Origin of the sequence: Teredinibacter turnerae T7901 (assembly GCF_000023025.1) — a bacterium.
Lineage (GTDB): Bacteria > Pseudomonadota > Gammaproteobacteria > Pseudomonadales > Cellvibrionaceae > Teredinibacter > Teredinibacter turnerae_B.
In genome coordinates, this window is sequence record NC_012997.1 from 4,408,798 (window position 1) to 4,420,848 (window position 12,051).

At 49.6% G+C, this 12,051-nt stretch carries 11 protein-coding genes; 8 read left to right on the forward strand and 3 right to left on the reverse strand.

The window, feature by feature from the left end; all coding sequences use genetic code 11:
* Positions 1 to 56: 56 nt before the first annotated feature.
* Both TERTU_RS17705 and TERTU_RS17710 read right to left on the reverse strand, forming a co-directional pair.
* A complete protein-coding gene (locus tag TERTU_RS17705; RefSeq protein WP_015817315.1) occupies positions 57 to 1,739 on the reverse strand; it encodes an RICIN domain-containing protein in 1,683 nt (560 codons plus the stop codon).
* Positions 1,740 to 1,979: 240 nt separating this feature from the next.
* Complete coding sequence (locus tag TERTU_RS17710; protein ID WP_015820474.1) at positions 1,980 to 3,350, reverse strand: alanine/glycine:cation symporter family protein; 1,371 nt, start codon at positions 3,348 to 3,350, stop codon at positions 1,980 to 1,982.
* Between the two features lie 503 nt (positions 3,351 to 3,853).
* Between TERTU_RS17710 and TERTU_RS17715 the strand changes: the two genes are divergently transcribed.
* From TERTU_RS17715 to TERTU_RS17740, 6 genes are all read left to right on the forward strand, one after another.
* Positions 3,854 to 4,387: a glycoside hydrolase family 108 protein gene (locus TERTU_RS17715; protein WP_015820777.1), complete on the forward strand. Its 534-nt coding sequence runs from the start codon at positions 3,854 to 3,856 to the stop codon at positions 4,385 to 4,387.
* Positions 4,388 to 4,389: 2 nt separating this feature from the next.
* The gene (locus TERTU_RS17720) at positions 4,390 to 4,896 is read left to right on the forward strand and encodes a hypothetical protein (protein WP_015816790.1); all 507 of its coding nucleotides are present in this window, start codon (positions 4,390 to 4,392) and stop codon (positions 4,894 to 4,896) included.
* 234 nt (positions 4,897 to 5,130) lie between these two features.
* On the forward strand, positions 5,131 to 5,319 hold the full coding sequence (locus tag TERTU_RS17725) for a hypothetical protein (RefSeq protein ID WP_015817522.1): 189 nt from the start codon (positions 5,131 to 5,133) through the stop codon (positions 5,317 to 5,319).
* 421 nt (positions 5,320 to 5,740) lie between these two features.
* Positions 5,741 to 6,811, forward strand: coding sequence for an acyltransferase family protein (locus TERTU_RS17730; protein ID WP_015817692.1), 1,071 nt, complete (start codon positions 5,741 to 5,743; stop codon positions 6,809 to 6,811).
* A gap of 57 nt (positions 6,812 to 6,868) precedes the next feature.
* On the forward strand, positions 6,869 to 7,360 hold the full coding sequence (locus TERTU_RS17735; RefSeq protein ID WP_015818414.1) for a GNAT family N-acetyltransferase: 492 nt from the start codon (positions 6,869 to 6,871) through the stop codon (positions 7,358 to 7,360).
* Positions 7,361 to 7,549: 189 nt separating this feature from the next.
* Positions 7,550 to 8,797: a serine hydrolase domain-containing protein gene (locus TERTU_RS17740; RefSeq protein ID WP_015819225.1), complete on the forward strand. Its 1,248-nt coding sequence runs from the start codon at positions 7,550 to 7,552 to the stop codon at positions 8,795 to 8,797.
* Between the two features lie 39 nt (positions 8,798 to 8,836).
* Here the strand turns inward: TERTU_RS17740 and TERTU_RS17745 are convergent, their stop codons facing one another.
* A complete protein-coding gene (locus TERTU_RS17745; protein ID WP_015820115.1) occupies positions 8,837 to 10,558 on the reverse strand; it encodes a glycoside hydrolase family 6 protein in 1,722 nt (573 codons plus the stop codon).
* Between the two features lie 192 nt (positions 10,559 to 10,750).
* Here TERTU_RS17745 and TERTU_RS17755 point away from each other — a divergent pair, with 192 nt between their 5' ends.
* Positions 10,751 to 11,521 (forward strand): hypothetical protein, encoded by a 771-nt coding sequence (locus TERTU_RS17755; RefSeq protein WP_228378186.1) that lies wholly within the window; start codon positions 10,751 to 10,753, stop codon positions 11,519 to 11,521.
* A gap of 35 nt (positions 11,522 to 11,556) precedes the next feature.
* Complete coding sequence (locus TERTU_RS17760) at positions 11,557 to 11,841, forward strand: hypothetical protein (protein ID WP_015820693.1); 285 nt, start codon at positions 11,557 to 11,559, stop codon at positions 11,839 to 11,841.
* The last annotated feature ends 210 nt before the right edge of the window (positions 11,842 to 12,051 follow it).

Below are 12,051 nucleotides of genomic sequence, written 5' to 3' on the forward strand. Positions count from 1 at the left end.
TCTGTTTACCAAAGCTATCTGACCAGCTATTGCGTGTTTTGCCTACTGTTGCCCCGTTATTGATAGACACGCACATAATCCACTTCGTATGAAGCAGGGAAGGCGGTACCGCTCGGGTCACCACCATTATTACCACCGATGGCCAAATTTAAAATCATGTACATTGCTCGAGCGCGAAATGGATTCGAGCCGTCGGGGTTACGTATATTATTTAAATTCGCTTCATTCAACAGTATTCCATCCACATACAACCTAATAGAATCGTTATCCCAGTCCATTCGCCAGAGATGAAAATCGTTTGCCCACCCAGGGTAAATGGTTTCCAGGCTCGCTACCGATCGAGTGGATGAGTCCCAAGCCGCCGACCAGGCATCGGAATTGTTTGCTTTCCAGGCCAGGTTCGCTAATAAATTTCCGCGATAATATTCCATAATGTCAATTTCGCCATTCTCCGGCCACTTTCCATAACCCAACATCCAGAACGCTGGCCACAAGCCACCGCGGGTATCGATGCGCGCGCGCATATCGAAACGCCCATAGGTCCAATCAGCTTTCCCGGAGGTGGTAATACTGGCGGAAGTATATTGCGCTCCCTGATAATTCTCCCGTCTGGCCGTTATGGTTAACATACCATCGGCTACCCAGGCGTTTTCCGCCCTCGCGCGCGTGTAATATTGTGCTTCGTTATTTCGTACCATCCCCTCCTCGTAACCCCAGGTACTGGACGAAGGCAAACCGGTATAGTCAAAATCTTCTGCCCATACCAATTGTTTGGGTGCCGTCGGGTACATATCGCTGGGAGCAACAAATCGCCACTGTTGGTTGTGAGCGCCGGTGGGCGCGAACTGCAAAACATCTGTGCCACGGCTGCTGTCCGCCACCTGTAATACCTTGCCACTCAATCGCGAAACAATTTCAAAATAGCCGTTTTCTACAGCTCGAAGAGTCCACTGTTGATTGTCTGAGCCATAGTAGCTGTATTGTCGAATTTCGCCTCCGTCATCGAGAGAGCGGTTCCACACATCCAATGACTTACCGCTGTTTCCCGCACGGATAGAATAAAAGCCATTGCCCAAGTCGGTGAGATCAAACTGCTGGTTTGTACGAAAGCCGTAGTCCCATTGGTGAATGACAGCTCCGTTTTCCGTGCTGTTATCGGACACATCCATGGCTAGTTCGCTACTGCGGGAAATAATCACGTACCGGCCGCTGGCGAGATGTGCTTCTGGTGGTGGCGTCGGTTCGGGCGAGGGACTTGTGCTGGGTATGACCGTTGGCTCGACAGTAGGAGTTGGCGACGGGCTCGGCGTCGATGATGGTGAAGGCGTTGGTGTCGGTGTAGCTGAAGGTGTCGGTGTCGCAGTAGGTGTTGGCGTGGCCGCCCCATTCAGGGTTACAAGCAAATCGGAAACTTGCGTTACATCACCGTTGGCAATGAAGCCGAAGCTGGCTTCACCACCCGCAGGAATCTGGTCGTTCCAACCGGCAGAACCGAATTCCCAGAGATTTCCACTGTGAGCGACTTCCTCAGCGTTCCATAAGTTAACAATCTCAAAATTAGCGGAAAACGATACCCGCCATTGAGAAATCGCATCTGCCCCATCGTTGTGGACAACAATCTCTCCTTGAAATCCGCCCTGCCAATAGTTAACAACGCTAAAATCCGCGTCCGCCGCGGAAACCCAGCGCCCCAAGAGCACTAAAAACACAGCGACGTACCAACGTATCACACGCAACATAATTGCCTCCGTTATTCATTATTATTTGCCAGCGCTCGTTGAGCGCTTTCTACACATTATTATGCGGTTAATTATTTACAACCGTGATGGGAGTAGCGAACCCGTAGTAGGACAACGAGGTTTTTAGGCAAATACGGTGACAAACGCGCAATTAACAGCTACGGAAGACGCGAGGCCAAACGCAAAAGGGTCTCCGTTCAGCCCAAACAATTAAGCGACTTAATTTAAGCCGCTACCGGTTTAGTGAGGATTTTGCGCAAAATAGATTTTTGCCGCCGCACGTACTTTAGGCGCAAGCAGCAACGCAGACGTCATCGTCGGAATTGCCATCAGCGCGTACATAATATCGATGATGTTAACCACCAGATTAAGCGATACCACAGAACTGAGCACCACCAACATCAAATAAAACCAGATGTAGTGCTCTTGGTATTGCGCTCCAATGAGAAAGCCGAGGCATTTACTGCCATAGTACCAAAAGGTAAAAACAGTACTCATGCTAAGTAGGGTTACCACCACGACCAGTATCCACTTACCGCCACCAGGGAAGAGCAAATCAAAGGCCTGCGTCGTCAACGCGATCCCGTCGGCTTCACTCGCCGACCACACGCCACTAACAAGTATGACTAGCGCCGTACAAGTGCATACCAAAAGCGTATCGATAACCGGGCCTAACATCGCAACCAATCCTTCGCGCACGGGTTCAGCGGTTTTTGCGGCACCATGTGCCATTGCTTCGGTGCCGATCCCGGCTTCGTTAGAAAACGCGGCGCGCCGCACTCCCATAATTATCACACTGCCCAGCGCACCGCCCGCTACAGCATGCCCTGAAAACGCATCACTGAAAATCAGTGCAAATGCCGCTGGAATTTTCTCTAGGTTCGTCATCAACACTCCGGCGGTAAGCAGCAGGTAACCAATCACCATCGCAGGAACCAAAACGCCCGTTACGCTCCCCAAGCGACGCAATCGCCCCCAGGCCACCGCGAGAACGACGCCAGCAAGCAAAAACCCCACGGAGAGGTCAAAACCAAAGTGACTTTCTGCGGAAGCCATTCCCGTCGACTCTCCCACAGTTTGCCGCAGAATAGCCACGAGCTGGTTAATCTGGAAACTGGGCATGGTGCCCAGAAGCCCCGCGAAGGCAAAAAAATAGGCGAGCGGCAGCCAGCGCTGACCCAAGCCTTCGCGCACCACATACATAGGTCCACCCTGCCACTTACCTTCAGAATCTTTGCCGCGGTACATAACCGCGAGTGTACAGGTATAAAATTTGGTGGCGATACCCAGGCAAGCGCTTACCCACATCCAAAAAATTGCGCCAGGCCCCCCCATGGAGATCGCCAGCGCCACACCCGCTACATTGCCCATACCGAGCGTTCCGGATAGTGCAGTGCTCAGCGCCTGAAAGTGCGAAAGTTGGCCTCTGTCGTGATCATCAGCGCCCCTTCCTAACAACGCTACACTGCGGGTGAGATAACGGTAGGGTAAAAAGCGCGAATGGAGGCAGAAAAAGATACCTCCGCCGACGAGCAGAAACACCAGAGGTAAGCCCCAGACAATGCCGACGACGGTGGAAAGAAATTGATTAAGCGATTCACTGTTGAGCATGAAAATTTATTATCCGATAAAGATTAGAGTGTGCGAGACGCGTCAGGCTCTCAAGATATCCAGCACATAGATCGTGGAAACTGCCGCCAACCTCGCCTAGATCCAAGCAATAGACGATCCGCATTCAAAACAATCGGATTATATCGTCGCTATTACCTCCCAGTAAAAAGTCGGATATTTGCGGAAACTGCAGTCTCATTCCGTAAACGAGATTCCCCAAGCCTCAGCCCAGTGTGACAAAAGCACCTTTTAAATGGTCAGCGGCTGTACAATTTCGGCGCATCTTTTGGCCTAATGGTTTAAGCGAAAGCACGATTGACCACACCTCGCTCAATGTTCAGGGCAAAAACGGTAGGTAACTTGTTCATTTCTGATCAGCGACTAAAACCGAGTAGCAAAACGGGCGCTAAGGGCCAGAAACGAATGCAGACGCAGGCTGTTCCTCGCTCGTCGACAACTGTAGCGGCCTAAAACCAGAGCGAACACACAATGGAGGTATCACCATGGCAGATTTTTCCGTCGCTATCACATCCACGCTAAAGGCAGAGGGCGGTTATGTACACGACCCTGACGACCCCGGCGGCGAAACTTACAAAGGCATCGCCCGTAACCGCAACTCCAAATGGCAGGGCTGGATCGCCGTCGACCTATTGAAAAAGCAACGCGGGTTTCCAGCAAACCTGGAAGACGACCCTCAATTACAGGCACTGGTACACGAGCTCTATGAGCTTAATTACTGGGACAAAATACGTGGCGATGACATTGTCGATCAGGACATCGCTGACTCCATTTTTGATTTTGCCGTCAACGCTGGCCCTGCCACCAGCAGCAAACTTGCTCAGCTGGCTGTCGGTGCGACGGCCGATGGGGTTATTGGAGAAAAAACGCTGGAAAAACTCAACGCAGAGGATAAGCGCACGTTTCTGGCAACCTTCGCAATCGCCAAGATCGGTCGCTATATCTCCATCTGTGAATCCCGACGCGAGAGCCGAAAATATTTTTACGGTTGGGTGAGACGTACCCTGGAGGGCATGTAACCATGGCAAATTTTTTAGCAAACTTGTTTAGCGCCGGAGCCAGTAATCTGGTAGAAGCTGTCGGCGATGCCTTAGATAAAAACTTTACCAGCGACGAGGAACGCAAATCTATCGAACTGGAGCTGCGCAAAGCGGCTATGCAGTATGAATTGGAGATCGCGTCGCTAAGCCTTAACGAGAAAAAAGCCTACCTGGCAGATACTTCCAGCGCACGGGAACATCAATCGCGAGTGCAAGAGAGCGAGCATGCCAGCTGGCTGGCCAAAAACGTTCATCCGCTATTAGCAGTGAGCATTATCGGGCTGACGTTTCTGATGTATTTTTGGATCATCCAGGGAGGAGCAGCGCGCTTGGAGGCCGATGGGATGAAAGATATCATCATCTACATTCTTGGCGCGCTTACTACGGTGTCCACCCAGGTGGCCGCCTACTTCTTCGGCTCCAGCCAGGGCAGTAAGGACAAGCAAAAGTCTCTGGACAATATCGCTGCGGGCACAGCGAGAAAATAAACCAACCGAAGCAATTTGCCCTATGCTACACCTGAACAGTTGTTTAGATATTTACATCGAAGTGATAACAACCGGAAAAGGCTGTAGCTACGAAATTATCAAACGACGCTCGGCAGCCAGAATCACACCTAGTCTGGTTACCGAGTCATACCAATCCAGGGTGTAGTATTAACATATCCACGACCTATAGTACGCTTGCCCCTTAGATTCATCGGTAGTTAACCAGGAGTTGTCATGACAACCGAAACACCAAGCAAAGCCATCAGCAAAACAAAGGCAGCTATCTGCGATAAAAAAAATTCGAGCCAGGAGTCCATCAGAGAAGGACGCAAATATGCATTCAGCAGTATAAAAGGCAAGAGCAAAGGAAAGGTACGCTATATTGAGACCAACGATCCCAGCAAAGGATGCCGGTTTCTCTAGGTTTTTGCTCATCCAATGTTCTGCGAATGTGAAGCATGCGCCCACTAACGTTTGTGAGCATCAGGTTAGATAAAATTATAATGATCGAAACTATGCACCATACTGGACACGGATTTTTAAGGTGCAAATTTTTTCGGCATGGCAGAACGAGCACGATCCAATGATAAGAACGCAATTTTCCCTGAAAAACTAAAATTAAAGAAAATTGTGTCACCTAGTATTTCATTTCCATCTTTACACTTCCTACGTTTGTGATAGGTGTGCGCCGAATTTACACCCCATTGCGTTGGTATAAAATTCGCATTTATATACAGCCACTACGCCCCTATCGCCACCCACATTTTATACGGATGTCCGAACTCCAATTACCAGCAGGTAAATGAATCGGCTTTTCCGTTCCATCATTGTTTAGGAAGATACAATGCTCATTGCGCAAGGAAAGTCGTTAGCCTACGCTTCAACTCAAGCAACACCCCTTGAGTCTTATCAGGCACGAGTTGCCCACTACAGCACAACAATTAAGCTCTGCCGCGTGTTGTGCATTTTTTTTATGACCTATGTTCATATCCACCTTTTTAAAGATCCGGCGCTTCAATCTTCACCAATTTATCTGACAATCACCACATTCCTACGCGATATTATTGGCCGCTCAAGCGTCCCCCTCCTCTCGGTTATTTCAGGCTTCCTAGTGGTCGGTTATTTTGGTCGAAAATCTTTGGGCAGTTTCTATTACGGGAGAATGCAGGTTCTCATTTACCCCTTATTGTTTTGGAAAATTACTGGGCTTTTACTCATTATCGCAATGGATGGCTGGCGCACACCAACACTCAACAACTTTTTTCCGCTGACCGGTCATGGGGGCTATCCGCACCTGACTTTTTTGCGCGACCTTTTTGTTGTTTGCCTGCTCTCACCACTTTTGTTCTGGCTCGTAAGACGGTTTTATTTTTCTTTTTTAGTCATTTTTATTGCCTGCATTTACATGGATTTTTCGCCCATTATTTTACGCAGCCAGATCCTCGGTTTTTTTGTGCTGGGTATCGCGATCGCGATAAAGCCATTTCCGCCCATGCCGACACTAAAATATCTAGTGCCTGTGGGGTTTATTGCGGTAAGTGTTTTGTTGGTTTTATTCAAGCTGGAACTCACAACCATAGACATCAAAGCGCTCCCCCACTTTGACGACTTAGTTCTACGACCCATCTGTGCATATACCATGTTTGTCGTTGCGCTTGAAGTAGCTAAAACCAAACATCTGGCTGCGATCTTGGTATGGCTTGAGCCCGCCGTTTTTTTACTGTTCCTCAGCCACTTTGCCTTCGGAAACGTATTTAAAGGTATATTTACCAACCTTCCTATTGTGTATACCCCAACGATCTATACCGCCGTAATACTAATTATTCCAGTACTATGTTTTGTTGCCGCTATAATAATTAAACGACTTCTAAGCTTTGTGCCCAAGAATCTATCAGTTTGGGTTGCAGGAAAATAACAAGCAGTTAATGTAACGTCGATTAAACACACTCGCTGTTTTGAGACCCAGACTGTTATGGCGACATTCAACCTTCAACCCATTCCCGCTAACCAGCGGGGGGTACTGGAAGTCCTGTTCCAATTCTACCTGTACGAACTCTCCGCAATAGTCGAACTGCGCCAGTCCGACGATGGCTATTTCAGCTACGACTTTAGCGTACTGGACAAATATTGGTCTGCCCCGGACCACTATCCCTACTTCATCTCCGCCGAAAGTGGCATCGCTGGCTTTGTGCTTGTGCGGCAATATCCAGGACTGGACCAAAGGTACGATATAGAGCAATTTTTCATTCTTGCGGCACACAAACGGAAAGGGCTTGGTGCCTCGGCTCTTGCTCAACTACTTGAGAAGTATCCTGGCGACTGGCAGATTCGCGTGCTCCCGGAAAACCTCGTCGCGCACCGGTTTTGGCAACGCTCAATCGAGCGAGCAATCGGCCTGCAGTGCACACCGACAGCGAAGCTGGAAGATAATCTGGTTATGGACTTCTACGAATTTGCAGTATAGTTAACCCCGCAAACACTCGTTTAATTCAATGCGACGGGCTGTTGTAACTCTCCCGTGATAGCAATACACCTAAAGGTGCTGGCGCTGACACAGACAAAACTTGCCTGTGTCAGCGTGCATTAGCAGGATTGCTAAATTATCGAACGAGCGTTTCGCCAGCTTGCCGCTTCTAATACATGGGAAATTTTTATGCGGTACTTGCGCTATACGTTAGTCGCAATCCTACTGGCCTCACTCTGGTTTGTGGTGGCCTTTTACGGCGGACTAGTTGGGTGGTGGCTTAGTGCCAATGCCCCTAAAGACGATAACGAGGCCTTTTTTCACTACGCTTCTGAGACCATCGACAAAGGGAATAATGGCGACCTCGCCTTTGTCATGATTGATAATGGAAAGGTATATAACAGCGTATACCGGGGCGCAGAAAACCAGCCTGATGAAACAACAAGCTTCCCTGTCGCCTCACTGAGCAAGTGGATAACCGCCTACGGAGTGATGACACTGCTCCAAGAACGCAATATTTCGCCCGACACACCAGTTGCAGAACTTATAGAACGATGGCAGCTCCCTGAATCGGGGTTTGATAATTCAAAGGTTACAGTCGCGCGGTTGCTTTCGCATACCGCCGGACTTACCGACGGCCTTGGATTTGCCGATCTCCCTGCCGAGGAAACTCTGCCGCCCCTGCTGGCGTCGTTGAACAATCCGAAAGCCAGCTCCGGTGAGGACGTAAAAATCTCGGTCGGCATCGAACCTGGTAGCGAGTGGAAATACTCCGGAGGCGGATATCTCCTGCTGCAACTCCTTGTTGAAGATGTTTCAGGCCAACCATTTGCGGAATACATGCAGCAACACATTTTCTCCCCTATTGGTATGACAAGCTCGGGCTACGAATATTTAGCCAATCAGCAAAATGCAGCTACCATGTACGACGAACAGGGCGCTCCAGCACCCTATTACCAATACGCCTCCGCAGGCGCAACCGGGCTCTCATCCAGTGCAGCGGACTTAATCAGGTTTGTTCAGGCAAATTTACCTACAGCGTCCTCAGCGCCTTTAGAATTCGACAATGTGGAAGCTATGCGCGCGCCACACGGCCATAAAATGGGAGCCGATATCTGGGGGTTGGGGACTATGTTGTACGCGCCAACTGCGAGCGGCAGTTTTGTTTATGGTCATGATGGTTCCAACGAACCAGCCATCAATTCCGCCGTTCGTATCAACCCAGATAACGGCGATGCACTGATCGTGCTTGCCTCGGGCAATAAGCTGCTCGCATCTCAGCTCGGTTATGAATGGACGCTCTGGCAAACAGGTTACCCTGACTTTTTATTCCTGGATAAAGCACTAGATAGCGCAGTGCTGCCATTCGCGGTTGGGCTCTTCGTGTTGATCGCAATCCTGGTTATTGTTTTCGTCCGACGAAAAAGCCCGCGCTAATGCGCGGGTCTTTCTCAATACGCTAGCCTCCAGTCGCACTCATTGCAAAGGCGGGTAAGCGTTATTTAACAGCAGCTCAAACGCTTCCGGAAACCAACGCCCAGCATGGGGTGCGTTATCCATTGCATTTGTGCCTACCGCCGAGTTTGAGGTGTTATTTGCGTCCGGATCACACATTGGGTCGTGTTGTTTGGCCGGGTCATTCGGGTCAGGTACAAAGTCCGCTTCACTGATGCCGTCAGATTCGCCCTGCGGCTTCACCCAAACAAATGCATCTACCCCTGGCGCGGGGTTCGCCTGAGGGCGATACCCAACACCGCCGTGCTGATTACACCAGTTTCCCCGATGGGAACGTCTGTCTACTCGGCTTTCATCTACAAACGTATTTAGATCACTGCTGCTGGATTGACCGGTGGGCCGGTTTGCGCCCCCCCAACCATTGCGACCAGTATCAATCAGCATGCCAATTGTAGTCGGTGCGCCTCGGGCGATCATTGCTGCCCGCCAGTCCTGAACGAACGTCAATTCGTCAAAATACGAATTCCATTCATAGAAGTCTGCTGAGCGAACCGGGTTGCCACCGACCTGTAAATTAGGGTTAGACAGGTAAGGCTCTTGTACCGGGGTATAATTCGCAGAATTGCTGGCAAACCCAGCGATGCTGTCCCACCCGGCCGCGGTGCTTTCAACCACATCACCGATCAGCTCAACGCCCTCGGCAAAATTATCTGACCAACCCAACCAGCCCGAGTGTGCGATATCCAAATAGGCATAGGTGTTTGGAATTTCGGCGAGAGCATCCAGTGCGTAGCGGATTCCATCGCGATAACCACCGCTACCATTCGCCTCCTGACAATCAGCAACGTCCATATTCGTTACCAGATTAGGTAATGAATCCACTTCAACCACCGCCACGATACGAATACTCGCGTACGCTGGGTCGCTGATCACATCGGTAATACCCTTGATATATTCATTTTGATAGCGCGCGAACCCATTCTCCGAAATTCGAAGTTCTCCGTTCGATGCCAAAGCCGCGCAATCCCGATTCGGCAGATCGTAAACAACAAACTGAAACAGATCAGCCCCCTGCGCTAAGGCTTCATCCAAATGATCGCGCAAGCCAAAGCCGTCTGCAGGCCCTTCAATAGCGCCTATCCGGTCCATCCAGACAAAGGTGCTCTCACCAGAAATGAGAGTGCCATTCGGTTCAGCGGCTGCTTTGGCAGACCACACTGGATCAACATACCATTTTGCACCAACAAACGGGTTGTCCAAGCCTACGGCGTTCTGATTCCCTCCGGAAGAACCTGTTGAACTACTGGAACTACTGGAACTACTGGAACTACTTGAGCTACTCGAACTACTCGAACTACTCGAACTACTCGAACTGCTGGAATTACTCGAACTACTCGAACTGCTCGAACTGCTCGAACTACTTGAGCTACTCGAACTACCCGACGCCGTGCCTCCTCCGGAGGAACCTGGTAGCGTTCCACTGGAACTTGAGCTCGACGAACTGGAAGTACTCGTGCCGGCGCCACTGCTGGAGCTGGAACTCGAGCTGTTATTCTCACCTCCCGAACTTGTACTGGAGCTCGAACTAGAACTCGAGCTGGAACTCGATGAGCTGCTGGTGGAGCTTGCTCCGCCAGTCACAGATTCCGGACTTTGATCAAAGCCACCACTACTTCCCCCACAAGCCGACAAACTCGCCACCAGCGCGAACGCGAGCAGATACTTAACATCAACAACAATCATGGACCAAACTACTCCTTAGGGTCGTTAAAACCAAATATACGCCAGGCGCGCTACCTCGCCAGACAAAAACACTACCCTATCAGTTCATGTGCACGATAGATGAGATAAGCGCCACAAGGTATTTGAACTTGGGTCACAACTTCCGCGTCCGGCCGAAACAGCGAGGTTGGAGGCATCGCGGTTTAGCGACCAATGTCGCATAAAGTATTCGGATTCACGCACAAATTTGGTAAGCTCAGATACTTGTCCAGACAACCAAACTCAGCGACAGAATCAAACCAGGAATCGCCCAAAGGGATACCGACTATGCACCCCGTACGCAAAACAATCTTCATCGCCAGCCTGATGTGGCTAGGTGCCTGTGTGTCTATACCACCAGAAGCGCCCGAACTGTCAGTCGAATTAGGAAATCGCATTTCCGCTATCGAAGATGCAAACATAACGCTGCTACATCGCTTCTTCGACCAGAAACGTCAGGAGGTGGATCGGTTTGTAGAAGAGGAATGGGTTCCGGGATTTGCGAATCAGTTTTTTTCTAATAGCACAGTATCGCAAGCCTGGGACACTATTGTGCAGGAAAATAATAAAGCCGAACGCCTTAAATTTATTATCAAAACCGGCCCTAAACTACAAACTAAAATCAATGCCAAACGATTGGAATTGATCCAACCGTTAGATGAGTTAGAGCGGAGGATAGAAACTAAAATTCGCGAGGAATACCAGCAGGCGCGCGCACTCAACAACAGTATTACCAGTTTTTTGTTATCCGCATCGAAGGTAGCTGAGAACCGCAATCGCTATCTGGAAAAAGCCGGAATCGAAGAAAATGAGTTTGGGGACGTTATCGATAAAACGGATGACGCCGTTGCAGAGTTATTGGGTAAAGCTGGAAACGCGCAAGACAAGGTTGAACGCGCTGAATCATTCATTCAAAAGGTACGAAAAATTCGAGATTCGCTGTAAACCACTTTTTATAACATTCATATGGAGATACCACCATGCCTATAAACTGGGATGAATTTGATGCAGAACTCGACGGCATTATCGACCAATGCGCAGACGCCACAGATGCTCAGCTCGCATCTAAGATTTCGTCTATAACCCGAATGACCGATGACGAAGTGCAAGAACTATTCCCGGACCCAGCGGATGTTAAAAAACTGAAGGATCTGATGGTTATTGTAAAGTCAGCCGAAGACCGCAACACCAAAATTAACCGTATTGTCGAAAACGCTGAAAGCTTTGCTGGAGTGACACTCACCCTGTTACAGAAGTTTGTTTAACACGAGCTGCGCCAAGGAACGGCGGCCCATGGCTTACTTGACGTAACTGACGGGGCCGCAGGCAAAACAACGCCCCGCATGTTCGACACACTTAATTACAAAACATTGGATCTAAAACGCTTTCTCTAATATAGAATCGAGTTGCAACCGTGCCTGGTATCATTCTCTGACAAACAAGAACCAATCTATTTATGCGGAAAGATTTATTAC

What these genes read in the sequence shown, in the direction of transcription:
- TERTU_RS17740 (WP_015819225.1), top strand. Translation starts at nt 7,550, where the DNA reads ATGCGGTACTTGCGCTATACGTTAGTCGCAATCCTACTGGCCTCACTC.
- TERTU_RS17720 (WP_015816790.1), top strand. Translation starts at nt 4,390, where the DNA reads ATGGCAAATTTTTTAGCAAACTTGTTTAGCGCCGGAGCCAGTAATCTG.
- TERTU_RS17715 (WP_015820777.1), top strand. Translation starts at nt 3,854, where the DNA reads ATGGCAGATTTTTCCGTCGCTATCACATCCACGCTAAAGGCAGAGGGC.
- TERTU_RS17725 (WP_015817522.1), top strand. Translation starts at nt 5,131, where the DNA reads ATGACAACCGAAACACCAAGCAAAGCCATCAGCAAAACAAAGGCAGCT.
- TERTU_RS17730 (WP_015817692.1), top strand. Translation starts at nt 5,741, where the DNA reads ATGCTCATTGCGCAAGGAAAGTCGTTAGCCTACGCTTCAACTCAAGCA.
- TERTU_RS17745 (WP_015820115.1), bottom strand. Translation starts at nt 10,558, where the DNA reads ATGATTGTTGTTGATGTTAAGTATCTGCTCGCGTTCGCGCTGGTGGCG.
- TERTU_RS17735 (WP_015818414.1), top strand. Translation starts at nt 6,869, where the DNA reads ATGGCGACATTCAACCTTCAACCCATTCCCGCTAACCAGCGGGGGGTA.
- TERTU_RS17705 (WP_015817315.1), bottom strand. Translation starts at nt 1,739, where the DNA reads ATGTTGCGTGTGATACGTTGGTACGTCGCTGTGTTTTTAGTGCTCTTG.
- TERTU_RS17710 (WP_015820474.1), bottom strand. Translation starts at nt 3,350, where the DNA reads ATGCTCAACAGTGAATCGCTTAATCAATTTCTTTCCACCGTCGTCGGC.
- TERTU_RS17755 (WP_228378186.1), top strand. Translation starts at nt 10,751, where the DNA reads ATGTCGCATAAAGTATTCGGATTCACGCACAAATTTGGTAAGCTCAGA.
- TERTU_RS17760 (WP_015820693.1), top strand. Translation starts at nt 11,557, where the DNA reads ATGCCTATAAACTGGGATGAATTTGATGCAGAACTCGACGGCATTATC.